We start from the raw sequence: 25,412 nt of genomic DNA on the forward strand, positions 1-25,412 counted from the left end.
CGTCGAGATATTTTTCGTATGAAACAGGGATTGTCCTCATATATTATCTTAAAGAGGTGAGACAATGAGAGAAAGGGATATTATACGGTTATTTCCCCAGAAGATCAGGGCAGCCCTGGAGCATGCGGAGTTTGATATGGAGCACTTGTATGAAATCAGGCTGAGGGTCAACGCGCCGCTGATCTTAATTTACAAAGGGAATGAGTATTTTCTTACAAAAGAAGGAAAACTGACCAAGCAGATGCAGGGCGTCTGCCAGGTAGAGGCAAAGGACCTGCGGGAGACCATGGAGTATGTGAGCAATTATTCCATGTACGCATTTGAGGAAGAGATCCGGCAGGGATTCATCACCATTCAGGGAGGCCACCGTGTGGGAATTGCCGGTAAAACGGTACTGGACGGAGCAAAGATCAAAAGCCTGAAATACATATCTTATATAAATCTGAGACTTTCACACCAGATAAAAGGATGTGCCAACCAGATCCTTCCCTATGTGGTCAACAAGGGGAATGTCTGCCACACCCTGATTATTTCCCCGCCCATGTGCGGGAAGACCACCCTGCTGCGCGACCTGATTCGACAGGTCAGTGACGGCAATACCTATCTGCCGGGCATGTCAGTGGGGGTGGTGGATGAGCGTTCCGAGATCGCCGGTTCCTATCAGGGGATTCCGCAGAATGACCTGGGAATCCGCACGGATATTTTGGACTGCTGTCCAAAGGCGGAGGGTATGATGATGCTGATCCGCTCCATGTCACCGGAAGTGGTGGCCGTGGATGAGCTGGGGGATTATGAGGACATTCATGCCATTGAATCCGTTATCCACTGCGGATGCAAGCTGTTTGCCACGGTTCACGGAAGCTCCATTGAGGATATCAAGAGGAAGCCCCTGATGCAGCGTCTGGTGCAGGAAAAGATATTTGAGAGGTATATTATTCTCCACAATAAGGACAAGGCAGGAAAAGTGAAGGCCGTGTTTGATGAGAGGGGCACCTGCCTGTTTGATGAAACAAGGAGGAGAGGAACTTTATGCTGAAAGTGCTGGGAGTCTGTCTTGTGGTGCTCTCCTGTACGGCTCTGGGCTTTGAGAGAAGCCTGAAGCTTACCAGAAGACTTTCCGGTCTTCGGGAGCTTCAGCGGATGGTCCTGCTTATAAAAGGAGAGATCAGCTACCGCAAGGAGGCGCTTCCGGAGGCTCTTATCCGGGCAGCAGGCAGACTGACCCCGCCGTTTTCCGATTTTTTGAGAAATGTGGCAGAGCGGGCGGATGCCTATGACGGAATCTTGTTTGCCGATATTTTTATGCAGGAGGCGGAAACCGCATTTGGAGACAGTGCGCTTACAAAAGAAGACAAGGAGGAGCTAAGACAGCTGGGCCAGTATCTGGGCTATCTGGATATTTCCCAGCAGGAAAATGCCATGGCTTTGTTTCAGCAGGAATTGGAGCGGAAAATTCAGGCAGTGCAGGCTGAGATTCCTGTGAAAAAAAGACTTTATCAGAGTCTGGGGGTGCTGGGAGGAATATTTCTTGCCATTACGCTGATCTGAAAAAAAGGCAGGGCACGCGGGACATGAAATCCAGGAGGAAGGGAGGAAGATAAGTGGAGGTAACAATTTTATTCAAAATCGGCGCAGTGGGGATTCTGGTCTCTGTGCTGTGCCAGATTTTAAAACACAGCCAGCGGGAAGAACTGGCTTTTTTGACAAGCCTTGCCGGACTTTTACTGGTGCTGTTCTGGGTGCTGCCTTACATTAACGATTTATTCCAGACCATACAGGAGTTATTTGCGCTGTAGAGGAAAGGAGGGCTTTGGATGGAAGTGGTGAAAATCGTCATGCTGGGCATGACAGGAGTGGTGCTGGCGCTGTTTTTAAAAGAGACAAAGCCGGAGTATTCTCTGTATCTGAGCCTGGCAGTGGGAATCTGCATCTTTACCTTCATGGCGCAGAAGCTCTCCTACCTGCTGGACTCTGTGCTGAAGATCCAGGAGTATGTGCCTGTGGATACAAAATATCTGACCATACTGCTGAAAATGATAGGGGCTGCCTACATCGGCCAGTTCTCCGCCAGCATCTGCAAAGACGCGGGATACGGGGCTATTGGGAACCAGATTGAGATCTTTGTCAAACTTTATATCATGGTATTGTCCATGCCGGTGCTGCTTGCACTGATGGAGGCCATCTACGGGTTTCTGGTATGAAAGGGGGGATAGGAAAAAGAGTCAGGGCAGCAGGATGCGTGCTGGCAGTGCTGTTTCTGGTATTGGCTGCGGCAGTGGAGGTGAGAGCCTCTTTTTTTTCGGCAAATGCAGGACAAGATGTGATGAAAAACCAGCCGCAGAATACCGTAACGCAGGATGGGCAGCCAAAAGATAACGGGGACGGAAAAGCGGCGGAGAAGGGGAATGCGGCGGAGAACGGGAATGCGGCAGAGAACGGGAATGCGGCGGAGAACGGGAATACGGCAGAGAACAAAGACGCAGCAGATGAAAAGTCAGAGGAAGAGATCCGTCAGGACACACAGAGTGCCACAGAGGAAAAACTCATGGATGACATGGAGTTAGAGCAGATGCAGGATGCCATCAATGAGCTTCTGGGGGAGGAAAGCTTCAGTCTGGAGGACGCCCTGCATAAGATTTTAAGCGGAGAGAAGCTGTTCTCAAAAGAGTATTTTTTTGCGCTGGCCAAGAATTTTCTGCTGGAAAACCTGGCGGCGGAGAGGGATACCATGATCCATGTGGTGCTGCTGGTGCTGCTGGCTTCTCTGTTTTCCAATTTTTCCAATGTATTCAACAACGGACAGATGGGGGAGATCAGTTTTTACATTGTATACATGCTTCTTCTGGCAGCTTTGGTGCATTCCTTCGGTACACTCAGCATAGAGATAAGTGAGGGGCTGACAGGCTTTGTCACTTTTATGAAAGCGCTGATGCCCTCCTACTTCCTGGCAGTCACTGCGGCTACGGGGAGTGCCACAGCCATGGTCTTCTATGAAGTGGTCCTGGTGCTGGTGTATGTGGTACAGGTTATCTTTTTAAAAGGTGTTCTGCCGGGTATCCATATATACGTGCTGCTTCAGCTTGTAAACTTTCTGCACAGTGAGGATTTCCTCTCCAAAATGGCAGAGCTTGTGAGGACCATAGTGGAATGGGTCATGCGGACCTGTATAGCAGTTGTGATCGGAATGCAGATCATCCAGAACATGATAAGCCCTGCCATAGACACGCTGAAGCGGGACGTCATCGGCAAGACGGCGGCAGCTATCCCGGGCATCGGAAACGCCATAAACGGCGTGACAGAGGTAGCCCTCGGAACCGCTGTCCTGGTGAGGAACGGGCTGGGAGTTATCGGGATCATAGTCATCCTGTGTGTGGGACTTCCCCCTGTCATCCGGCTGGGGATGACGACTCTGCTCTACAAGCTTTTGGCAGCCATTGTCCAGCCTATTTCGGACAAAAGAATGGTGGGGGCTCTGGCTACCATCGGGGACGGCTGTATGCTGCTTTTAAAGGTGCTGCTCACCATGGAACTGCTGTTTTTGATCACCATTGCAGTACTCACCATTTCATTTATCGGACATTAGGAGGCCGGCAATATGACAGATACCCTTTACGGCTGGATGCGGAACCTGGCGTGCTACTTTATTTTTTTATCCGCAGTGATGCATTTTCTGCCGGACAACAATTATAAAAAGTACATTCAGTTTTATATGGGACTGCTTCTGATACTCCTATTGCTCTCGCCTGTGCTGGATTTCCTGCAGCTTGAGAATAAAATCGACGCGGGTGTGGACCGGTACATGGAAGAGGAGGAGCGGGACCGGGAGGAATGGGAGAACTATGCAAGGGAGATTGAGGAGGAGTACGGCTGGAATAAAAAAAGTGAGGATACCGGGGATACACAGCCGCAGGATGAGGAAGATTCCCTGCAGGAAGGAGCGGTGGGACCATGAAGCCATTTCCGGAAATGCTGAAAAAGGAGCAGATTGTGGTAGTGCTGCTGGCAGGCATCCTGCTGCTTATCATTGCCATGCCTGTGAAGAAAAAGGATACCGAGGAACAGACTGCCAAGAGTACACCCACAAGCGAAGCAAGCCAGAAAACCAATTATGAGGACCAGCTTCAGCAGCGGCTTAAGGAGGTGCTGGCTGAGGTAAAGGGAATCGGAAAGACAGACGTCTTCGTCACATTTGAGGACACAGGAGAGAGGGTGGTGGAAAAGGACGGCACAGACACCGTATATTCCAAGGATTCCAAGGGCAACCAGGAGCCGTATCTGTCAAATGAGCGTTACCCGAAAATAAGCGGCGTAGTGGTTGTGGCCGAGGGCGGGGAAGATCCCCATGTAATTCAGAATATTCAGGAGGCTGTGCAGGCATTATTTCAGGTAGAAGCCCATAAAATTAAAGTAATGAAGATGGTGACTGACCGCTGACGCCCAAAAAGGCGTTCTTTCGGCAGGGCAGTTGCTAAAATGAATTAAAGGAGTAGCTCGCATGAAAAAAATCTTTAAGAAGAATCAGGTCATTATCACCGCACTGGCAATCATGATCGCGGTTGCCGGGTACATCAATTATTCAGATAACCATCTGGGGATTGACAAGACACTTAAGAAAGCCAGCACAAACACAGCGGATGATAAGAGCAAAGAGACAGCGGACGCAGACGGAATCGTGGAGGATATTGACAGCCTGGATTACGACCTTACAGACGAGTCCGCTTTACTTGAAGAGAATGCAGCGGCGGAAAACGGGGATACCGGCACCACAGAGGACAATAATACAACACAGGATCAGAGCTCCTCATCCACAGACGGCACAGCCACTGGGGAGGACGGAAACACCACGGACAACAATGCAGACAGCAAAGACGCGTCCGCTGAGACACCAGGTGAGGCAGTTCTGACAGGAGCATCCAATTTTGTGGCACAGGCAAAGGTCAGCAGGGAACAGGTGCGCTCCGCCAACAAAGAGACCCTTCTTGAGATCATCAACAATGAGAACATTGGAGACGAGCAGAAACAGGAAGCCATTGCATCCATGGTGAAAATGACAGATCTGGCTGAGCAGGAGGAAGCTGCGGAGCTGCTGCTGGATGCCAAGGGATTTGAGAACGTGGTAGTGAATCTGACCAATGACTCCGCGGACGTGATCGTTCCCCAGGAGTACATGGCAGATGATAAACGCGCCCAGATCGAGGACATCGTAAAACGGAAAACAAGCGTTCCGGTAGAGAATATCGTGATCACACCAATGGATGAAGGAACCTCCGACGGGGAATAATGAGATAAGAGAAAGGTTAAGAAGTCCTTGACACCATATTCCCGGTATACTAAAATGTTTTAAGCGTGTTAAAAGAATAAGGAGGTCCCTCAAGTGGCTGACTATACGAAAGAAATTACGAAAAGACGTACATTTGCGATCATATCCCATCCCGATGCCGGTAAGACCACACTGACGGAAAAGTTCCTTCTCTACGGAGGAGCCATCAATCTGGCAGGAAGTGTGAAGGGCAAGGCAACCTCACGCCATGCGGTTTCTGACTGGATGGAAATTGAAAAAGAGAGAGGTATTTCCGTTACTTCCTCTGTGCTGCAGTTTAACTATGATGGTTATTGCATTAACATATTGGATACTCCGGGACATCAGGATTTCTCGGAGGACACATATCGTACCCTGATGGCAGCAGATTCTGCGGTCATGGTCATTGACGCCTCAAAAGGTGTGGAGGCACAGACCAGAAAGCTGTTCAAAGTCTGTGCCATGCGTCATATCCCTATTTTTACCTTTATCAACAAGCTGGATAGGGATGCAAACGATACCTTTGATCTGCTGGACGACATTGAGAAGGAGCTGGGAATTCCCACCTGCCCCATCAACTGGCCCATTGGTTCCGGCAAGAAGTTCAGAGGTGTGTATGACAGAGATACCGGGAAGGTACTCACCTTCTCCGATACCATGAAAGGTACAAAAGAGGGGATTGAGGAAGAGATCGGCATTGACGAACCGCGCCTTGATCAGGTGCTGGATGCAGAACAGAAGGAACAGCTTCTGGAAGAGATCGAACTGCTGGATGGTGCCAGTGCGGAATTTGACCAGGATCTGGTCAACCAGGGAAAACTGTCTCCCGTATTTTTCGGCTCCGCCCTCACCAACTTTGGAGTAGAGACATTCCTTGAGCATTTCCTGAAAATGACATCCTCACCGCTGCCAAGAACTGCGGATATCGGAGTCATTGACCCTATGAAGGAAGAATTCTCTGCTTTTGTATTTAAGATTCAGGCAAATATGAATAAGAACCACAGAGACCGAATCGCGTTTATGCGTATCTGTTCCGGAAAATTCGACGCTTCCCAGGAAGTGTACCATGTCCAGGGAAATAAAAAGATGCGTCTTTCCCAGCCTCAGCAGATGATGGCTTCAGACCGTCATGTGGTGGAGGAGGCCTATGCAGGTGACATTATCGGTGTCTTTGACCCGGGCATTTTCTCCATCGGCGACACAGTGTGTTCACCGGGAAAAAAATACGCCTATGAAGGTATCCCAACCTTCGCGCCGGAGCATTTTGCAAGGGTTCGTCTCATGGACAGCATGAAGAGAAAACAGTTTGTCAAAGGTGTCAACCAGATTGCCCAGGAAGGTGCGATCCAGATCTTCCAGGAATTTATGGGCGGCATGGAGGAGATCATTGTAGGCGTAGTAGGTGTCCTGCAGTTTGACGTGCTGAAATACAGACTGGAAAATGAGTATAATGTGGAAATCCGTCTGGAGAACCTGCCGTACGAACATATCCGCTGGATCGCCAACAAGGAATCCGTGGATATTGAAAAGCTGACAGGAACCTCAGATATGAAGAAAGTAAAAGATATGAGAGGAAATCCGCTGCTTCTGTTTGTCAATGCCTGGAGTGTGGGCATGACGCTGGACAGGAACGAAGGCCTGGAGCTTGCGGAATTCAGCAGAAACTGAGAAAAAGAGTCCGACAGGGCTCTTTTTTAATTGCCTGTTTTCAAAGGAGGAAAAATACAGTATAATAAAAAAGCGGCAGAAAGTTTCGTCAAACAGAGAGGGGAGTGCACAGCAACGGGGGTAATAAAATGGAATACCAAATAATTTACGGCAGCAGGACTACAGTGGGAATCCAGATCACACCGGAAGGGAATGTGGTAGTCCGGGCGCCAAAGCATTATCCTAAGCGAAAAATCAAACAGTTTGTACGAATGAAAAAAGAATGGATACATAAAAAGGCAGAGGCCGGGAAAACCGATGCCTGGTATATCAATGCCCAGCCATATCAGAAGGAAGAAAAGGCCCAGTACCTTGATTCTGCACTGGAAATCTTCGCTGTGAAAGCAGATTACTATGCGTCACTTATGGGAGTTTCTTATGAGCAGATCCAGGTTATGGAAAAATATGGTCAATGGGGAAAATGCACAAAGGACGGCAGGCTCTTTTTTAACTGGAGACTGATCCTTGCACCGGAGGAGGTGCTGGACTATGTGGTCATCCTCACACTGGCCCGTGTTAAAAATTATCCTTTTCTGACCATCAGACTGGTGGAACAGCTCATGCCGGATTTTCAGGTATGGAAACAGTGGCTGAAAGAGCGTTCCATTTTGTTATGGAGCCGTGAGTGAGCCGAAGATCCATTTTAACAAAATAAGTAATGATTGCAAAGGCAAAGCTGTCAAATAGCTTTGCCTTTTGTATTTTACGAAAAATTATGGATATTTATCGGATGAATTGCATGAAAATACATTCTTGTTCCGGAGATACAAATAATATTTTGAAATACAAAGTAATATAGATATAATTTACAGAAAAATATAATAAAAATAAACAAATTGCATTGACTATAATCGGTCGAATCTCTATAATAAAGGTAACAGTGCAGCGTGAACACAGGAGGTGGATAGGCGTATGGGAGAAGCAAAAATCATTGCCGTTGCAGGTAAAGGAGGTGTGGGAAAGACATCGGTTTCCGCCATGATCGTTCGTATCCTGACACGGAAATATCCGGATGCCAGGATCCTGGCCATCGACGCGGACCCGGCTGTAGGGCTTGCCACAGCACTTGGGGTTACTGTGGAGAGCACCATGGATGACATACGGAAGGCAATTGTTGAAAATGTTCAAAAAGGTCAGAAAAAGGAAGCGGTGGAGTGCCTGGGGGAGGCCAGAAATTTAATGTTTGACGCTCTGAAAGAGCAGGAGGGATTTGCGTTTCTGGCGATCGGACGCCCGGAGGCTGCAGGATGTTACTGTGCGGTAAACGCATATCTGAAGGAAGTCATCACCATGATGGCAGAGCAGTTTGACTATGTGGTGATTGACGGTGAGGCCGGGATTGAACAGATCAACCGCCGTGTTATGGAGCGCGTGACCCATTTGATTCTCATCACAGATCCCAGCCAGAAAGGGCTGCAGGTCATCAAAACCATAAAAAAAGTGGCGGATGAGCTGGTCATGTATGAAGCCTGCGGTGTGCTTGTGAACCGTCTGCCGGATACGGAAATGCTGAGGTTTCTGGATTTTGAGAAGATTCCTTTTCTCGGGTCCATCGGACAGGACAGCAGTCTGACAGAGTTTGATCTGAAGGGGGAGAACATTTTAGACCTGCCTGACAGTTCCCTGCTGGCGGCAGGTGTGGGGAAGGCACTGGAAAAACTGCATATTGTATAAGGAGGTGTGAACCGGGTGAAAGATTTAAAGCACTTGTTTTACTTTGAAAACCTGCTTCAGGAGGCTAACAATGAACTGGTACAGCAGGCAAAAAAGGAGGGAAAACTGGCGATTGGATATACCTGTTTCCATATGCCGGAGGTTCTGCTCAATGTGGACAATTGTTTTTCCCTCAGGATGAGGGCGCCCAGGACAGGTTCCCTGGAGATTGCCACATATTACATGTCAAACTATACCTGTGAGTATTGCCGCGCCCTTTTGGAGCGGGCAGTGGAGGGCGGCTACAATTTCCTGGACGGTATAGCAGCGGTTGATGCCTGTGCCCAGATGAACCGTTCCATGGAAAATATCCTGGTGCAGAAGCTGATACCGGGAGACAAATTTTTCATGTCCCATGTGGATGTGCCCTATAAGGTGACGGAACATGGGGTGGAGCACCAGGCAGAACAAATTCGGACAAAGGTCTTTAAAAAACTTGAGGAAAACTACGGGGTGGACACTTCGGATGATGCCATCAGAAAGGCTGTGGAGGAGCACAATAAAATCTGCCGTATCATCACAGAGATCGGGGAATACCGCAAGGAAGAGAATCCCCGCATTACAGGCTACGAATTCCATATTCTGAACCTGGTCACCTATGTCTGTCCGAAATATCTGATCCTGGACAGGCTGCAGGAGACGCTGGAGGAGATCAGAAACAGAGAACCGGATGAAAAAAAGAATTACCGGGCCAGGGTGGTCATTGCGGGCAGTGAGATCGATGACCCTGATTTTACGAAGCTGGTGGAGGAGGCCGGTGCCCTTGTGGTAGCAGACCGTTTCTGCTTCGGCTCCTTTCCGGGAAGGCAGGAGATACACATTGGAGAAGAGGAGGACGCACTGAAGGCAGTATGCCGCAGATATATGGAGGACAGCCAGTGTGCCCGTTATATGAGCCACGAGAAGATCCAGGCAAGACGTGATTTTGTGAGAAAACTCTATGAGGATTACCATGCGGACGGCATTATATATGAGCAGTTAAAATTCTGTGACTACTGGGGATATGAAAGAGCCTTAGTCAGTCATATCATGCAGGAGGAATACGAACTTCCGGTACTGTCCGTGGACAGACCTTACAGGGCCGGCTCCTCCGGGCAGATGCGTACCAGGATCCAGGCTTTTGTGGAACGGATGGAAATTAAGAAGATCCAGAACCAGAGAGGAGGCGCCCTCCATGGATAAAAAAATAGAAGAACTGCTGGAAAAGGGAAAAGAACTGAAAACACAGGGCAGTGAGATTCTGAAAAAGGAGAAAAAAACAGTCTCCAGAGCCTTTCATGCCTGGAAAGACATGGACCATCACAAGGGAGATGTCCACACCGGTGAGCTGACAACCGCCTTCAGAGAGTGGAGAGGTGTAAAGGACACAGCCTACGACTTTGCAAAATGGCTGCAGGTGTGGGGAGATATGAGCCTTATGATCATGAAAAATCCTGTGGGTTCCGTAAAGGGACTGTGGAAATACAGATGGTTCAGTTCCTATCTGCAGACCCCCATGTTCATTGACGCCCAGCTCACAGGACTGCGCGGGCCGCAGCTCCGTATTGCCAGGGAGCATATGAGGATGATCGTGCGGTTCTGTACCCGCCTTCTGGAAAACACCTTCAAGGCAGATGAGAACCTGAACGGACCCAATGCCTTAAGCGATAAAATCGTACTTTTTGACGAGATGATGCCCATACATATCATGGCAGGTTTTCCGAACCTCATAGGCATGCCGTCCCAGATGGCCCCTGTGTACATCACTTCCCTTCTGGATCAGCAGATGCAGGTACATTATCTGGATGAGACGGAAAACTACGGGCTTCCGGCAGACGTATGTCCCCTTCCCTCCGCGGAGGCAGGATGCGGCATCGCCGGGGATTATCCCATATTCGGAAAATGCTATATAACCAGCAGCATGCCCTGCGACGGAAGCGTTATGACAAATATATTCCAGGACAGATATTTTAAGCTCCCCACCTATCCGCTGACTCTTCCGGTGCGCTATCTGGATGAGCAGGCCGTGGACTATGCGGTGGAGGAGATCAAGGGTATGATCCGCTTTATCGAGGAGAATACAGGGGAGACATTTGACTGGGACGCTTATTTTGAAGCCATGGAAAGATACAATAAGGAGACAGAGTATGAGCAGGAGAAATGGGATGTAAACCAGACCGCGTATCCGCAGATCACAGGCTCCATCCTGGCTATCTACCGAGAGCTGAGCTATATGGCAGACGCAGGCCGGGATCCCAGATTTTTGAAGACAGATGAGAGAGTGAACAAGATCATGATGAAGGCCTACAGGGAGAAGAACCCCTGTGCAAAAGAGATGCGGCACCGGGCTGTGGTATGGTCCTGTCCGGCCCACTATTACGCCAACTTCGGAAATTGGGCAGAACAGTGCTGGGGGATTGATGTGCTCATTGATATGGAGAGCATGATGTCCATGAAATTCATCAATACGGAGGACAAAGAGGAATCTTTAAAGGATATTGCATGGACCTATGAGCGAATGGCCATGAGAAAACACACCAACGGCGGCTATGCCAATGTGCTGGATGAACTCTGGAAGGTCTGTGAGGAATTCCATGCGGATATGGTCATCATGTACAGCCACATTTCCTGCAAGACCATGGCAGGGCTTCAGGGACTGTTTGACGATCAGGCAAGGGAGCGGGGAATCCGTTTTATCTGGGTGGAACACGATCTGATGGACCCCAGAACGGTCTCCAGGCGCCATATGAGAGAGTCCGTGAACCGCTACATGCGCACAGTCATGCATGAGGAACCCGTGGACCCGTCTTTGGAAGATTTTGACGATGAGAAAGAATGGTAGATATCCGGGAAAAGGAGGTTGCAGGCAATGAAAAAATATTATGGGGGTTGTGACGTGGGCTCCACCTATACCAAATGCGTGATACTGGATGAGGAGGGAAATATAGCTGCCCACACAACAATAAAAAGTAAGATCAATCCATCGGAAAGCTCCGTGATCGCCATGGATGAAACCGTAAAACAGGTGGAGGAGTTAAAAAGCCCGGAGGACCTGGCTTATCTCATCGGCACCGGCTACGGAAGAAACAAGGTACCCTTTGCGGACGAAAATATCTCGGAGATAAGCTGCCATGCCATGGGTGTCCATGTGACGAACCCGGAAGTGCGCGCCATCATTGATATCGGCGGACAGGATGTAAAGGGAATTGCCATAGACACAGACGGCACCGTCAAGAACTTTGCCATGAATGACAAGTGTGCCGCCGGAACGGGACGCTTTTTCGAGACCATGGCAAATGCCTTTGAAATGTCCCTGGAGGATTTTTCAAATCTGTCTCTGAGCGCGAAAAATGTCATTCCCATCACTGCCCAGTGCACCGTATTTGCGGAGAGTGAAGTGATCACACTGGTAGGCGAGGGAAAGGCAAGGGACGAGATCGCAGCCGGTATTGAGCTGGCAGTGGCAAAACGCTGTTTTGTCATGGCAAAGAAAGCCGGTGTCACGGACAGGATCACCCTGACCGGAGGCTGCGCCAAGAATGCAGGACTGAAAAAGGCCATTGAACATGTTCTGAAGGTAAAAGTGATCGATCTGGATGTGGACCCGCAGCTTATGGGCGCCCTGGGCGCAGCGGAATATGCCCGCCAGAAGGGCAGAAGATAAAGGAGGAATCCCTATGAAGAAAGAATGCTGTGTAAAGACATGCTGTATCAAAAAGCACGGATGCATCCTGAAAAAGATACTGGCAGTAAGCGGAATCGCAGCCGTCCTGCTTTTCATCATATATATCTTTAACCTGGATGTGAAGCTGATCGGCTTTGTCTATAAGCTGCTTGGCAAACATTACGACGATATGGACAGGGAGAGAAAACTGTAATGGATATACAGGATCAGATCATCCGGGATACCCGTTCTCTGCTGCAGCAGATCCCTGCCGCCTGTTTTCCCTATAATGCACAGGAATGCGCACCCGCCCGGAAGGACAGCCAGGTGCTGCTTCTAAAAGAGACGGCCTTTGAGCTTGGCGGCAGAGAGAAAAAGAGCGCAGCGTATACCTGTGTTTCCTCCACGCCGGGCATAGTGGGGGAAAGCAAAACCCTGCTGTACGGGCCGGATCTTGGGCAGATCAGGGGGCCTCTTTCCTATGCCAGAATCACATTTGCGGAGACGGAGGAGATTGGGGAGGACGACAGGGCGTATCACATCTGTAAGGACATTGACCTGATCAAATACAGTGTCTATCCCGAAGGATTTATGGTAAGAGCCTCCTCCATGGAGGAGCGGGAACAGGTCAGAGTAGGAAAAAAAGCCGTTAAGGAAGGGCTGTCCTTTGCCCGGGTAGGCAGTCTGTATATAAATAAATATCTGGAATACCCCGGTGTAAAAGCTGTGCAGGTGCTGTTCATAACCGAGGAGTCAGCAGATTTTTTGTCGCTTAAGCGGCTGGCAGAGAAGAATAAAATGATAACAAAAGCACTGAATAAAATCATGGAAAAAGCAGACAAAGAGTGCAGCACCTGCGGATTAAAGGAAATCTGCGATGAGGTGGAAGGGCTTCGGAAACTGCATTTCCAGAACAGAAAGAGGTGACATGTTTGAAAACTGATAAAATCGTTCAGAAGCTGGTAGACAGCTACGGAAGCTGGGTACAGGAGGAGAAGGAAAACTGTCCCGGACACTCTGCTGTCATGAGCAGTAAGCTTTACCCCTACGACGCGATCTTTTCACCTATACGGGTCAACCGCATGACATTGAAAAACAGGGTCGTCATGGCCCCCATGGGCAATCTGAACATGTGTGAGGAGAACGGACGGCCAAATGACAAGATGCTCCAGTATTTTTTTGCCAGGGCAAAAGGAGGGACCGGCCTTCTTACAACCGGCCTGATCCCCATCAGCCACGGGATTGACAATACCGTTACCGAGCCCGGGAAGCTGAGCTTTTTCCCCAGAATCGACAGAAGCCGGACGGTTTTCTCCGGGTGGAGAGATCTGGCTCAGGGAGTACATGCATACGGGAGCCGCATTTTTATCCAGCTCACCCCGGGACTCGGAAGAGTGGGACCGCCCCAGTGTGTCATCAATGAGATGAAGCTGCCCTGTTCCGCATCTCTGAACCCTAATTTCTACATTCCGGAGCTTCCCTGTCTGCCGCTGACAGACCTGGCTCTCCATAAAATCATTAAAAACGGCGGCCAGGCCGCCTCCGACGCCAAGACAGCGGGACTTGACGGCGTTTACCTCCACGGCCATGAGGGTTATCTGCTGGACCAGCTCACAAACCCTGCGTTCAACAGGAGAAAAGCAGGGAGATACGCCTACTGGCAGAACTTCGGCCTGGACCTGGTAAGGGAGATCAGAAAACGAGTGGGAGATGCTTATCCTATCATGTACAGGATCGATCTGTCTCTGGCTCTCAATGAGACGTACAAAGAGCGGATGGAGAGCGTAAAATCCCTGAAGAAATTCGGAAACGGAAGAACCATCTACGATACCCTGCGCTACATGGAAAATCTGGTAAAAGCCGGCGTGGATATGTTTGACGTGGATCTGGGCTGCTATGACAACTGGTGGCTGCCCCATCCCCCGGCAGGTATGCCGGCAGGCTGTTTTTTGGAAATTTCCAGGATCGCAAAGAAATATTTCAAGACCAGGGAAGTGAGATCCAATGCCGGCCTGGAGGTACCGATCGTGGCAGTGGGAAAACTGGGATACCCGGATCTGGCGGAAAAGGCTATAAGAGACGGCATGTGCGACCTTGTCATGCTGGGGCGTCCCCTTCTGGCTGACCCGGACTGGTGCAAAAAGGCATATGCCGGGGAGGTGGACAGGATCCGTCCCTGCATCGGATGCCAGGAGGGCTGCATCAACGAGTTTGTGGAGGGCGGCCATCCCCAGTGTGCAGTAAACCCGAGAACCGGCTTTGAGGATGTGATACCAGAGACTCTGCCAAAAGCGGAGAACAAAAAGAAGATCGCAGTTGTGGGAGCCGGCCCCTCAGGCATGCAGTTTGCCCTGACCGCATCTGCCCGCGGCCATGAGGTGACCCTGATCGAGCGGGAAAAGGTGCTTGGCGGCAAGGTGGTTCCCGGCAGCAGACCGAAGATAAAATTTGACTTTAAAAATTATCTGGATTACCTCATAAGGGAAGTACGGCTGGCAGAGGAAAAAGGCGGCATTATCCTGCAGACCGGTGTGGAGGCAGATACACAGTGGCTGAAAGAACAGAACTTTGACGCCATTGTCTACAACATCGGAACCACCAGCGTAGTCCCCAGAATCCCCGGCGTGGACCAGGCAGACTGGGTGCAGGCCACAGACCTTCTCTGTGAGCCCGAGAAACTGGGAGATGCCAGAAGAACCGTGGTCATCGGCGGCGGCGTTGTGGGATGTGAGACGGCGTACTGGCTCAAATACGAGAAGGGCTGCGACGTAACCGTTGTGGAGATGCTCCCCTACATTATGAGCGGCGCCTGCACAGCCAACCGTTACCATCTGATCCATTACATGGAGAAGGCGGGAGTGAAGCTGTTAAACTGTGCAAAAGTCACGGGATTTACTAAGGACAGTGTACAGATAGAAAAGAACATCTCAAAAGGGGTTCCGGACCCCTACAATACCTGGCAGCCACAGCTTCCTGAAAACATTGCCAATCCCCTGGCTAAAAAAATCGGCCCGGAGACAGAGGTACAGGAGCTTCCCGCCGATCTGGTGGTATTTGCCATGGGAGGCAGGCCGGATGAGAGTCTGTATCTGGAAGGGCTTCGGATGCATGCGGCGAAGGAGCTTTATAATATTGGAGACAGCTTTTCAGGAGGAAGAGTGTTGGAGGCGGCGCGGGCGGCTTATCGTTTGGCACGGGATATTTAGACGATAGGTGGTTGGCAGGGGGGACGGGCTGGCGGGGGAGGCTGTTGTGGTCTTCTGGCAGCCAGCTTCGTTCCCCTTCAACTAAGCGCTAACTGCGACTAAGACGCTCAGCAGAGGCTTCGCGCCTAAGTCTTAGTAAGCGCTGGATTTTCAGGCTCTCTACCGTAATGTCTGCCAGAAGACCACAACAACCTCCCCCGCCAGCCCTGGCTTTCTCTGCCGATAGGTAATGAGAGAACCGCAAGCCGGGAGTTTATGGTTTTTTGTTTTTGGTTCGCTTCACAGACTTGTGGGAGGATGGAGAACAGGAAGGGGTGAGAGGGGGGAGGGGCCGGGGGTGTGGGAAAGGTTTGGGGGATGTATAGTGGAGCGCCGGGGAGATCCACCTGCCCCAGTTACTTAATGAAGAGGCCGTTGCCGATGAATTTAGTAACTGGGAGCAGGTTAGCTCCCTGGCAGCGGAACGCTTCCCCCAAACCTTTCCCACACCCCCGGCTCCTCCGCCCTCTCACCCCTTCCGTCCGCCCTCCACCCTGCCACAAAAAAATTTCTCTTTTATTTTCTATAGGAATTTGGTATAATAACAACCAGGAGATTTTCCTATAGGAGGTTGAAACTATGGCGGAAGACAGAAATACGTATAAGATACATGATAACGGTTCGCTTGGTGAAGTGCAGATTGCTGATGAAGTGGTTGCCATCATCGCCGGACTGGCTGCTACAGAAGTTGACGGTGTCGGCTCCATGGCAGGAAATATCACCAATGAACTGGTAGGCAAGCTGGGCATGAAGAACCTTTCCAAGGGCGTCAAAGTGGACGTGCTTGAGGACGTTGTATGTGTGGATTTGGCCCTGAATATTGAATATGGTTTCAATATCCTGGAAACCAGCAAAAAGGTGCAGGAGAGAGTAAAATCTGCGATTGAAAATATGACAGGTCTGAATGTTTCCGATGTGAATGTGCGGATTGCCAGTGTGGAGATGGAAAAGACCAAATAAGGTGTAAAGCCGTTAGAGTACCCTGACAAGTGAAGCACAGCATTTTAGAAATGAAAAAATGAAAAGGTGTCTTTTACAAAAAGGGCACCTTTTCTTTATAGAAGATGGAATGGATTACAAACACAAACGGAGGATAACCATGGGTAGAAGAGAAATGAGGGAGCACATTTTCAAGCTCCTGTTTTTGAGAGAATTTAATCCGTCAGAGGAGATGCCGGAGCAGATTCGGATGTATTTTGAATCTCTGGAGGAACTGACCCCGATGAATGAGGTCTATATGCAGGACAAATACGGAAAGATTCTGGAACATCTCGCTGAGATTGACGAAGTCCTGAATCAGGCATCCTCCGGATGGAAAGTGAGCCGTATGAGCAAGGTGGATGTGAATATTCTGCGTCTTGCGGTCTATGAGATGAAATATGATGAGGATGTGCCTGTGAAGGTGGCGATCAACGAGGCAGTGGAGCTGGCGAAGAAATTCGGCGGCGATGATTCCTCTTCCTTTGTCAACGGTATTTTAGGAAAGATTGCCAAGGAGCTGTCATGAACAGCGTCTACTCCGTAGGTCAGGTGAACACCTACATTAAAAATATGTTCACACAGGACTTCCTTCTAAATAAAATCTATATAAAAGGGGAAGTATCCAATTGTAAATACCACACTTCCGGCCATATTTATTTTTCCCTGAAGGACGAGACAGGAGCCATGGCCTGCGTTATGTTTGCAGGAGCCAGAAAAGGCCTGGCCTTCCAGATGAAGAACGGGGATAAGGTGATCGTGGGCGGCAGTGTGAATGTATACGAAAGAGACGGCAAATACCAGCTCTACGCAAAGGAGATCACCCTGGAAGGGGCCGGCCTTCTGTATGAGCGTTATCTGGCTCTGAAACGTGAGCTGGAGGAAATGGGAATGTTTGCCCAGGATTATAAACAGCCCATACCAAAACACATCCGCACCCTGGGTGTGGTCACAGCTCCAACCGGGGCTGCCGTGCAGGATATCAGGAATGTGGCCGGCAGAAGAAATCCCTATGTGCAGATCATTCTCTACCCTGCCCTTGTACAGGGAGAAGGTGCGAAGGAGAGCATTGTGAAAGGGATTCAGATGCTGGATGACTATGGTGTGGACGTGATGATCGTGGGAAGAGGCGGAGGCTCCATTGAAGATCTGTGGGCCTTTAATGAGGAGGAAGTGGCACGTGCCATTTTCAACTGCAGGACGCCTGTGATCTCAGCCGTAGGGCATGAGACAGATACCACCATTGCGGACTATGTAGCAGATCTGCGGGCTCCCACGCCCTCCGCCGCGGCAGAGCTGGCAGTGGGCGATGTGCGCATGCTGCTGAAGACCTTTGAGGATTACAGGGATAAGCTGTCAAGAAGCGTGGAGAACAGAATTTTACTGCTTCGCCAGCATTTGCGCCTGTATCAGAACAAGCTTAGGTTCTTAAGCCCGGAGAATCAGATTCGGGAAAAACGTCAGCACCTGATGGATTTGGAGGATAAGATGGAGGCTGCCATGAAGAATCAGATCTATATGGCAAGAAGAAGCCTGGACATCTATATTGAGAGGATGAAGGGTCTGTCACCTCTTGAAAAGCTGAATCAGGGATTTTCTTATGTGGAAGATGAAAGACATCATGCGGTGACCAGTATAGAGCATGTGAAGACAGACGATATTCTGCGTATCCAGGTCAGTGACGGCTGCATACTGTCACGAGTGACAGGCGTGCAGGCTGTGAGCAGAAATGACCGTCCCGGCAGTTCCGACAGCGCGCAGATGGGACAGTGAACCGAAAGCAGACCCGTCAGTTCCGACAGTGCGCAGATGGGACAGTGAACCGAAAGCAGACCCGTCAGTTCCGACAGCGCACAGATGGGACAGTGATCTGAAAGCAGGCCGGACAGTAGGCAGACCCGATATCGAACCGAAAGCAGACGTGACAAAGAAGGAAAACGCTAAGAGAGGTGTGACATTTGGCAGCGAAAAAAGAAGCAGAAGAAAAGACGATCGAGGAATCCTTAAAAGAACTGGACACCATTGTGGAAAAGCTGGAGAGCCGGGAGATTTCCCTGGAGGACTCCTTTACCATGTACCAGCATGGCATGGAGCTTTTAAAACAGTGCAGCAATAAAATTGATACTGTGGAAAAAAAGATGCTCAAGATGAATGAGAATGGTGAATTAAGTGAATTTTAAAGAAGAATTACAAATGAGGACGGAACTGGCGGAACAGGTCATCAGAAAATACCTGCCCCGGGAGTCCGGATTTTCAAAAAAGATGGCTGAGGCGGTGAACTACAGCATGCTGGCAGGCGGAAAGAGACTGCGTCCTGTCTTTATGTATGAGACATACCGCATGTTCGGAGGCACAGAGAAACTGGTGGAACCGTTTATGGCAGCCATGGAGATGGTGCACACACATTCCCTGATCCATGACGACCTGCCGGCCCTTGATAATGACGAGTACCGCAGAGGAAGGAAGACTACACATGTAGTCTACGGGGAATCCGCGGCTATACTGGCAGGGGACGCTTTGCTGAATTATGCCTATGAGACGGCATTTACCGCATTTGATATGGAATGCGCGCACAGGGAAGGCAGACAGGCAGGAATCGCTCGTGCCCTTCAGATCCTGGGAAGGAAAACAGGCATTCACGGAATGCTGGGCGGTCAGGGCGTGGACGTGGAAAATGACGGAAAACCTCTTTCCAGGGAAATGCTTGATTACATTTATGAGAACAAGACTTCAGCCCTGATCGAGTGTGCCATGATGATAGGTGCCGTGCTGGCAGGGGCATCCGGGGAAGAGACAGAAAAAATAGAACAGGCAGCAAGCCGTATCGGCATTGCCTTCCAGATCCAGGATGATATACTGGATGTGACAGGCAGCTCAAAGGAGCTTGGAAAAGCTGTGGGCAGCGACGAGAAAAACCATAAAACCACATACGTGACCCTGGAAGGAATCGAAAAAGCGGGAGAGAAGGTCAGGATTCTGACAGATGAAGCCATCGGGCTTCTGCAGGAGCTTCCCGGAGAAAAAGAATTTCTCACAGAATTGCTGATCTCACTTTGCACCCGCAGAAAATAGAGGTGCAGTAAGAAATGCTGTTAGAGCAGATAGAAAAAGAAAATGATATCAAGAAGATCCCGCCTGAGAATTTCCCGCAGCTTGCACAGGAGATCAGGGAATTTCTGCTGGAACATCTGAGCAGAACAGGGGGACATCTGGCTTCCAATCTGGGAGCTGTGGAGCTTACCATGGCTCTGCACTATGTCTTTGACCTGCCCAAGGATAAGATCATCTGGGATGTGGGGCATCAGTCCTATACCCATAAAATCCTGACCGGGCGGAAGGAAGGCTTTGATGAACTTAGAAAATTCGGCGGACTGAGCGGTTTCCCCAAAAGGTCGGAGAGCTCATGTGACGCTTATGATACAGGACACAGCTCCACTTCCATTTCCGCAGGGGTGGGCTATGTCAGCGCGCGTGATCTGAAAAAAGAGGATTACCGGGTGGTCTCCGTGATTGGGGACGGTGCCCTGACAGGCGGCCTGGCCTACGAAGCACTCAACAACGCGGCGCAGTTAAAAAAGAATTTTATCATTGTCTTAAATGACAATAAAATGTCCATTTCCGAGAATGTGGGCGGCATCTCCCAGTACCTGAGCAATCTGCGCACAGCGGAATCCTACACAGGGCTCAAGACAGAGGTGAAGCGCACGCTGAACAAGGTGCCGGGGATCGGCCCTGCCATGGTGCAGAGGATACACAAGACAAAGGACAGTATCAAACAACTGATCATTCCCGGTATGTTCTTTGAGGATATGGGTATCAAATATCTGGGACCCATCAGCGGCCACGACTGCGGGCGTATGATCCAGGTACTCAATGAGGCCAGGAAAGTGGAGGGTCCGGTGCTGGTCCATGTGCTCACGGAAAAAGGCAGGGGATACGAGCCTGCCATGCGGCATCCCGCCAGATTCCACGGCACAGCGGCATTTGACCTGGAACACGGAATTCCCCTTGCCAACAGCGGGAAGGCCAACTACACGGATATTTTTTCCACAGTCATGAGGAAATTCGGCGACAGGGAGGAACGCGTGGTAGCAGTCACAGCGGCCATGCCGGACGGAACAGGGCTGAAACGGTTCCGCAATATGTTCCCGGAACGTTTTTTTGATGTGGGCATTGCCGAGGAACACGCCGTGACCTTTGCGGCAGGCCTTGCCCTGGGGGGATTGATTCCCGTGGTGGCGATTTATTCCACTTTTCTGCAGAGGGCAGTGGATCAGGTGATTGAGGATGTGTGCCTCCAGAATCTGCATGTGATATTCGCAGTGGACCGGGCAGGCATTGTGGGAAGCGATGGGGAGACCCATCAGGGCTGTTTTGACTTATCTTATCTGTCCATGATCCCCAACATGACCGTGATGGCTCCGAAAAACAAATGGGAGCTTTCCGATATGATGAAATTCGCGGTGCGCTACAGCGGCCCTATCGCAGTGCGCTATCCCCGCGGGGAAGCCTATGACGGCCTGGAAGAGTACAGGGAGCCTATGGTGTACGGGAAAAGTGAGCTGATCTATAAAGGGCGCGACATTGCGCTGGTGCCTGTGGGCAGCATGGTCAGGACAGCAGAGGAAGTTTACAATATGCTGAAAGAGGAGGGCAAAGACCCCACTCTGGTAAATGCCAGGTTTGTGAAGCCTCTGGATACCAGGATGCTGGATAGCCTGGCAAAGGCCCATAAAGTGCTGGTGACCATGGAGGAGAATGTGAAATCCGGAGGTTTCGGAAGTGCAGTGCTCTCCTATATGCATGAGAACCATCCTGAGGTAAGGGTGGAGATTGTGGCCATTCCGGACGCATTCATTTCCCACGGCAATCCGGAAGTGCTGAAAAAAGAAGCGGGCATGGATGCTCTGTCAGTATACAAGAAAATCAAGGAGGCATACGAAGGATGAAAGAGCGTCTGGATGTGATGCTGGTTAAACAGGGGCTTGCGCCTTCCAGGGAGAAGGCTAAGGCTATAATTATGTCAGGCAATGTCTATGTGGACAACCAGAAAGAGGATAAGGCGGGCTCTATGTTCGCCGATACCGTGAAGATAGAGGTAAGGGGCAGTACCCTTAAGTATGTAAGCCGTGGCGGGCTGAAGCTTGAAAAGGCTATGGAGCGCTTCGGTGTAACTCTGGAAGGCAAAGTGTGCATGGATGTGGGCTCCTCCACAGGAGGGTTTACGGACTGCATGCTGCAGAACGGAGCTGTGAAAGTCTACGCCATTGATGTGGGGCACGGACAGCTTGACTGGAAGCTCAGAAATGATGCGCGTGTGGTCTGCATGGAGCGTACCAATATCCGCTATGTGGTGCCGGAGGATTTGGGGGAGAGAGCCGGATTTTCGTCCATAGACGTATCCTTTATCTCCCTGACAAAAGTGCTTCTGCCTGTGCGGGAGCTGCTGCTGGAAGGCGGCGAGATCGTCTGCCTGATCAAGCCCCAGTTTGAGGCGGGGAGAGAAAAGGTGGGGAAAAAAGGCGTGGTCCGTGACCCGGGAGTACATGAGGAAGTCATTGAAAAAGTAATGGCATATGCAAAGAGCATCGGATTTGCTGCCCTGCACCTGGACTTTTCACCGATCAAAGGGCCTGAAGGTAATATTGAGTACCTGTTGCACTTAAAGAAAAAAGATGGAGAAGAGCCAGCAGAAGATGCCGTTCTGGATGTTCATACAGTGGTAAGCGAGGCGCACAAAGAGCTGGACAAATAGACAAATGGAAAAATTTTTTATCATAGCCAACTGTGAAAAAGACGAAGGACTGAAAATTTCCAGAAAAGCGGAGGCCTATCTCAAAAGCAAAGGAAAAATGTGTACCATCGGGGCAGAGAAATCCTGTGAAAGAGATGCCGACAACCATTACACGGACGCGTCTGCCATACCGGAAGGGGTGGAGTGCGTCATTGTCCTGGGCGGGGACGGCACACTGCTCCACGCGGCCAGGGATGTGGTGGACAGGCAGATTCCCCTGCTGGGCATTAACCTGGGAACCCTGGGATATCTGGCGGAGATTGACCATTCAAATATTGAGTCAGCCCTGAACCACCTGATGCTGGATGAATATACCATTGAAAAACGCATGATGCTCAGCGGCAGGGTATTCCATCAGGGAGAGCTTATGGCCAGGGACGTGGCACTCAATGATATCGTCATCGGAAGAGAAGGACCTCTTCGCGTCACACGGTTTCATAATTTTGTAAACGAGGAATTTCTGAATTCCTACACAGCAGACGGCATTATCATTTCCACGGCAACAGGTTCCACAGGATACAGCCTCTCCGCAGGAGGGCCTATCGTATCCCCGGAGACGAATATTCTGATCATGACACCGGTAGCGCCGCATACCCTGAATACGAGAAGCGTGATCTTCCCGGCGGATGATGAGATCACCGTGGAGATCGGTGAGGGCAGGCAGAAGGGTATGGCCCGGGCAGTGGCATCCTTTGACGGGGATACCAATGTGACCATGACCACAGGAGACAGGATTGTCATCAGACGCTCCGTCAGGGATACCCAGATCGTGAAGATCAGCAACATCAGCTTTCTGGAAGTGCTGCGGCGGAAGATGAAGAACTGACAATGGCTTGAATCGAAATTTCACACAAGGAGGGAACCATGAAGATTGCCAGACATTCAAAAATCATAGATTTGATCAACCAGTATGACATTGAGACACAGGAAGAACTGGCTGCAAAACTGCAGGAGGCCGGCTTTGCGGTAACGCAGGCCACCGTTTCACGCGATATCCGGGAGCTGAAGCTGATGAAGATCGCCAAGCCGGACGGCGGCTCCAGGTACACCGTTATGGGGCAGCGTGACAGCCAGAACAGCGAGAAGTACATAAGGGTTTTGAAAGATGCCTTTCTATCCATGGAGATGGCACAGAATATTCTGGTGATCAAAACGGTTTCCGGTATGGCAAATGCAGCAGGTGCAGCCCTGGACAACATGAACTACAGTGAAGTGGTGGGCTGCATCGCAGGGGATGACACCATTGCCTGCATCAACAGAAGTACAGATGACACGATCATCCTGATGGATAAAATTAAAAAAATAATCAATGCTTATGAAGAGAGTACAAGGTAGAGAGTATGCTGGTACATTTACATGTAAAAAATCTGGCGCTGATCGATGAGATAGAAGTGGACTTTGCGGAAGGCCTGAATATCCTTACAGGTGAGACAGGCGCAGGTAAATCCGTACTCATCGGCTCTGTCAATCTGGCGCTGGGACAGAAGGCTTCCAGAGAAATGATCCGGGAAGGCGCCGAATTTGCTTTTGTGGAGCTGGTCTTTGAAGTGAATGAAAAAACAGCGGCACATTTGAAGGCCATGGATATTTTTCCTGAAGATGGGCAGATTATTATCAGCAGGAAAATTACCGGGAGCAGAAGTATCTGCAAAATTAACGGTGAGACCTGCACCGTGTCCGCTGTGAAGGAAGCAGCGTCCTATCTGCTTGATATCCACGGACAGCATGAACACCAGTCCTTATTATATCCGGAAAAACAAATGGATATTCTGGATGCATACGGCAGAGAGGATATTTTTCCCTGCAGGGAACAGGTGAGCAGACTTTACAGGAAATATGCAGATATGAAAAAAGAACTTTCCACCTACCAGCTTGACGAGGAACAACGGAAGCGGGAGATGGACTTTCTTGCATTTGAGATTGGTGAGATAGAAGATGCGCAGTTAAAGGAAGGCGAGGATGAAACCCTGGAGACAGAGTACCGCCGCCTGATCAACGGTAAAAAGATCACGGAAGCGTTAAATGAGATCCATGAGCAGACCGGATATGAGAGGGCTGGAAGCGCCGACCGAATCGGAAGAGCTGTGCGGCGTCTTGCCCAGGTGACAGAATTTGATGAGAACCTGTCCGGGCTGTACGCGTCACTGAGTGATGTGGATGCACTTCTGAGCGATTTTAACAGGGAACTGTCCTCCTATTTGAATGATTTTTCTTTTTCCCAGGAAGAGTTTCTGCAGCTTGAGGAGAGGCTGAACCTGATCAACCACCTGAAGGCAAAATATGGAAGGACCATCCTGGATATCCTCTCTTATAAAGAAGAGAAAGAAAAAGAACTGGAACGTCTCCAGAACTTTGAGCTTTACAGGGAACGGCTGAAAAAAGAGCTGTCCGTGAAAGCGGAGGCACTAACCGGGAAAAGCGATGTCCTGACCAAAGCCAGAAAGACCTGGGCAGGGAAGCTGGAGCGTGAGATCACCCAGGCACTGAAGGATTTGAATTTTCTGGAAGTGGTATTTCGTATCGACTTTGCAAGAAAGGAAGCTTTTGGAGAAAACGGTGTGGACCGTATCTGCTTTATGATTTCCACAAATCCGGGCGAACCGGTGAAGGATCTGACAAAAGTGGTATCCGGCGGTGAGCTGTCCAGAATCATGCTTGCCATCAAGACTATTCTGGCTGACAAGGATGAGAAGGAGACCCTGATCTTCGATGAGATCGACACAGGAATCAGCGGCAGGACAGCCTGGAAGGTGTCTGAGAAGATGGCAGTCATCGGCAGGCAGCATCAGGTGCTCTGCATCACCCATCTGCCCCAGATCGCGGCCCAGGCGGATTTCCATTTCCTTATTGAAAAAAATGTGGAAAATAAGGGGACGCGGACCAGGATATTGAAACTTGGAAAGCAGGACTCCGTAAGAGAACTGGCAAGGATGCTGGGCGGTGACAGGATCACAGACGCCGTATTATCCAATGCTTCCGAAATGAAAGATTTGGCACGTCAACAAAAAAATACAAGATTGAAATAGATGAATC

At 50.0% G+C, this 25,412-nt stretch carries 27 protein-coding genes; all 27 read left to right on the forward strand.

The window, feature by feature from the left end; all coding sequences use genetic code 11:
• The first annotated feature begins 64 nt into the window (after positions 1-64).
• Positions 65-1,036, forward strand: coding sequence for a stage III sporulation protein AA (spoIIIAA, locus tag WMO65_RS06950; protein WP_033141206.1), 972 nt, complete (start codon positions 65-67; stop codon positions 1,034-1,036).
• Entirely contained in the window at positions 1,030-1,548 is a 519-nt protein-coding gene (locus WMO65_RS06955) for a stage III sporulation protein AB (protein ID WP_103731194.1), read from the forward strand. Before spoIIIAA ends, WMO65_RS06955 begins: the two co-directional genes overlap by 7 nt.
• 53 nt (positions 1,549-1,601) lie before the next feature.
• On the forward strand, positions 1,602-1,796 hold the full coding sequence (spoIIIAC, locus tag WMO65_RS06960) for a stage III sporulation protein AC (RefSeq protein ID WP_026255597.1): 195 nt from the start codon (positions 1,602-1,604) through the stop codon (positions 1,794-1,796).
• A gap of 18 nt (positions 1,797-1,814) precedes the next feature.
• The gene (locus WMO65_RS06965) at positions 1,815-2,201 is read left to right on the forward strand and encodes a stage III sporulation AC/AD family protein (RefSeq protein WP_018596529.1); all 387 of its coding nucleotides are present in this window, start codon (positions 1,815-1,817) and stop codon (positions 2,199-2,201) included.
• Positions 2,198-3,583, forward strand: coding sequence for a stage III sporulation protein AE (locus tag WMO65_RS06970; protein WP_148392983.1), 1,386 nt, complete (start codon positions 2,198-2,200; stop codon positions 3,581-3,583). The genes WMO65_RS06965 and WMO65_RS06970 overlap by 4 nt, the downstream gene beginning before the upstream one ends.
• Positions 3,584-3,595: 12 nt before the next feature.
• Positions 3,596-3,952: a stage III sporulation protein AF gene (locus WMO65_RS06975; protein WP_052099419.1), complete on the forward strand. Its 357-nt coding sequence runs from the start codon at positions 3,596-3,598 to the stop codon at positions 3,950-3,952.
• Positions 3,949-4,434 (forward strand): SpoIIIAG-related protein, encoded by a 486-nt coding sequence (locus WMO65_RS06980; protein ID WP_033141203.1) that lies wholly within the window; start codon positions 3,949-3,951, stop codon positions 4,432-4,434. The genes WMO65_RS06975 and WMO65_RS06980 overlap by 4 nt, the downstream gene beginning before the upstream one ends.
• Positions 4,435-4,495: 61 nt before the next feature.
• On the forward strand, positions 4,496-5,281 hold the full coding sequence (locus WMO65_RS06985) for a SpoIIIAH-like family protein (RefSeq protein WP_033141202.1): 786 nt from the start codon (positions 4,496-4,498) through the stop codon (positions 5,279-5,281).
• Positions 5,282-5,374: 93 nt separating this feature from the next.
• Positions 5,375-6,967 (forward strand): peptide chain release factor 3, encoded by a 1,593-nt coding sequence (locus WMO65_RS06990; RefSeq protein ID WP_033141201.1) that lies wholly within the window; start codon positions 5,375-5,377, stop codon positions 6,965-6,967.
• A gap of 128 nt (positions 6,968-7,095) precedes the next feature.
• Positions 7,096-7,635 (forward strand): M48 family metallopeptidase, encoded by a 540-nt coding sequence (locus WMO65_RS06995; protein WP_033141200.1) that lies wholly within the window; start codon positions 7,096-7,098, stop codon positions 7,633-7,635.
• A 283-nt stretch (positions 7,636-7,918) separates the two neighbouring features.
• Entirely contained in the window at positions 7,919-8,680 is a 762-nt protein-coding gene (locus tag WMO65_RS07000) for an ATP-binding protein (protein WP_148392982.1), read from the forward strand.
• Positions 8,681-8,695: 15 nt separating this feature from the next.
• On the forward strand, positions 8,696-9,901 hold the full coding sequence (locus WMO65_RS07005; RefSeq protein ID WP_033141198.1) for a 2-hydroxyacyl-CoA dehydratase family protein: 1,206 nt from the start codon (positions 8,696-8,698) through the stop codon (positions 9,899-9,901).
• Positions 9,894-11,540 carry a 2-hydroxyacyl-CoA dehydratase family protein gene (locus WMO65_RS07010; protein WP_052099418.1) on the forward strand — a complete coding sequence of 549 codons (1,647 nt, stop codon included), beginning with the start codon at positions 9,894-9,896 and terminating at the stop codon, positions 11,538-11,540. Before WMO65_RS07005 ends, WMO65_RS07010 begins: the two co-directional genes overlap by 8 nt.
• Positions 11,541-11,567: 27 nt before the next feature.
• A complete protein-coding gene (locus WMO65_RS07015) occupies positions 11,568-12,362 on the forward strand; it encodes an acyl-CoA dehydratase activase (RefSeq protein WP_103732581.1) in 795 nt (264 codons plus the stop codon).
• Between the two features lie 13 nt (positions 12,363-12,375).
• On the forward strand, positions 12,376-12,576 hold the full coding sequence (locus WMO65_RS07020) for a hypothetical protein (protein ID WP_033141196.1): 201 nt from the start codon (positions 12,376-12,378) through the stop codon (positions 12,574-12,576).
• Positions 12,576-13,289 (forward strand): hypothetical protein, encoded by a 714-nt coding sequence (locus tag WMO65_RS07025; RefSeq protein ID WP_148392981.1) that lies wholly within the window; start codon positions 12,576-12,578, stop codon positions 13,287-13,289. The genes WMO65_RS07020 and WMO65_RS07025 overlap by 1 nt, the downstream gene beginning before the upstream one ends.
• Complete coding sequence (locus WMO65_RS07030; RefSeq protein ID WP_256139327.1) at positions 13,286-15,568, forward strand: oxidoreductase; 2,283 nt, start codon at positions 13,286-13,288, stop codon at positions 15,566-15,568. Before WMO65_RS07025 ends, WMO65_RS07030 begins: the two co-directional genes overlap by 4 nt.
• Positions 15,569-16,186: 618 nt before the next feature.
• The gene (locus WMO65_RS07035) at positions 16,187-16,567 is read left to right on the forward strand and encodes an Asp23/Gls24 family envelope stress response protein (protein ID WP_018596515.1); all 381 of its coding nucleotides are present in this window, start codon (positions 16,187-16,189) and stop codon (positions 16,565-16,567) included.
• 139 nt (positions 16,568-16,706) lie between these two features.
• A complete protein-coding gene (gene nusB, locus WMO65_RS07040; RefSeq protein WP_033141193.1) occupies positions 16,707-17,114 on the forward strand; it encodes a transcription antitermination factor NusB in 408 nt (135 codons plus the stop codon).
• Positions 17,111-18,358 (forward strand): exodeoxyribonuclease VII large subunit, encoded by a 1,248-nt coding sequence (xseA, locus tag WMO65_RS07045; protein ID WP_103732524.1) that lies wholly within the window; start codon positions 17,111-17,113, stop codon positions 18,356-18,358. Before nusB ends, xseA begins: the two co-directional genes overlap by 4 nt.
• 185 nt (positions 18,359-18,543) lie before the next feature.
• Complete coding sequence (gene xseB / locus WMO65_RS07050; RefSeq protein ID WP_148392979.1) at positions 18,544-18,765, forward strand: exodeoxyribonuclease VII small subunit; 222 nt, start codon at positions 18,544-18,546, stop codon at positions 18,763-18,765.
• Entirely contained in the window at positions 18,755-19,657 is a 903-nt protein-coding gene (locus tag WMO65_RS07055; protein ID WP_148392978.1) for a polyprenyl synthetase family protein, read from the forward strand. Before xseB ends, WMO65_RS07055 begins: the two co-directional genes overlap by 11 nt.
• Positions 19,658-19,671: 14 nt before the next feature.
• Positions 19,672-21,534, forward strand: a complete 1,863-nt coding sequence (gene dxs, locus WMO65_RS07060) for a 1-deoxy-D-xylulose-5-phosphate synthase (protein WP_033141190.1) — start codon at positions 19,672-19,674, stop codon at positions 21,532-21,534.
• Positions 21,531-22,340 (forward strand): TlyA family RNA methyltransferase, encoded by an 810-nt coding sequence (locus tag WMO65_RS07065; RefSeq protein WP_148392977.1) that lies wholly within the window; start codon positions 21,531-21,533, stop codon positions 22,338-22,340. Before dxs ends, WMO65_RS07065 begins: the two co-directional genes overlap by 4 nt.
• A gap of 4 nt (positions 22,341-22,344) precedes the next feature.
• On the forward strand, positions 22,345-23,205 hold the full coding sequence (locus tag WMO65_RS07070; RefSeq protein ID WP_148392976.1) for an NAD(+)/NADH kinase: 861 nt from the start codon (positions 22,345-22,347) through the stop codon (positions 23,203-23,205).
• A gap of 38 nt (positions 23,206-23,243) precedes the next feature.
• Complete coding sequence (gene argR / locus WMO65_RS07075; RefSeq protein ID WP_033141187.1) at positions 23,244-23,714, forward strand: arginine repressor; 471 nt, start codon at positions 23,244-23,246, stop codon at positions 23,712-23,714.
• Positions 23,715-23,719: 5 nt separating this feature from the next.
• Positions 23,720-25,405, forward strand: coding sequence for a DNA repair protein RecN (recN, locus tag WMO65_RS07080; RefSeq protein ID WP_349063914.1), 1,686 nt, complete (start codon positions 23,720-23,722; stop codon positions 25,403-25,405).
• Positions 25,406-25,412: the final 7 nt, after the last annotated feature.

This window comes from Blautia caccae (assembly GCF_040095955.1).
In the GTDB taxonomy this organism is placed as follows: domain Bacteria; phylum Bacillota; class Clostridia; order Lachnospirales; family Lachnospiraceae; genus Blautia; species Blautia celeris.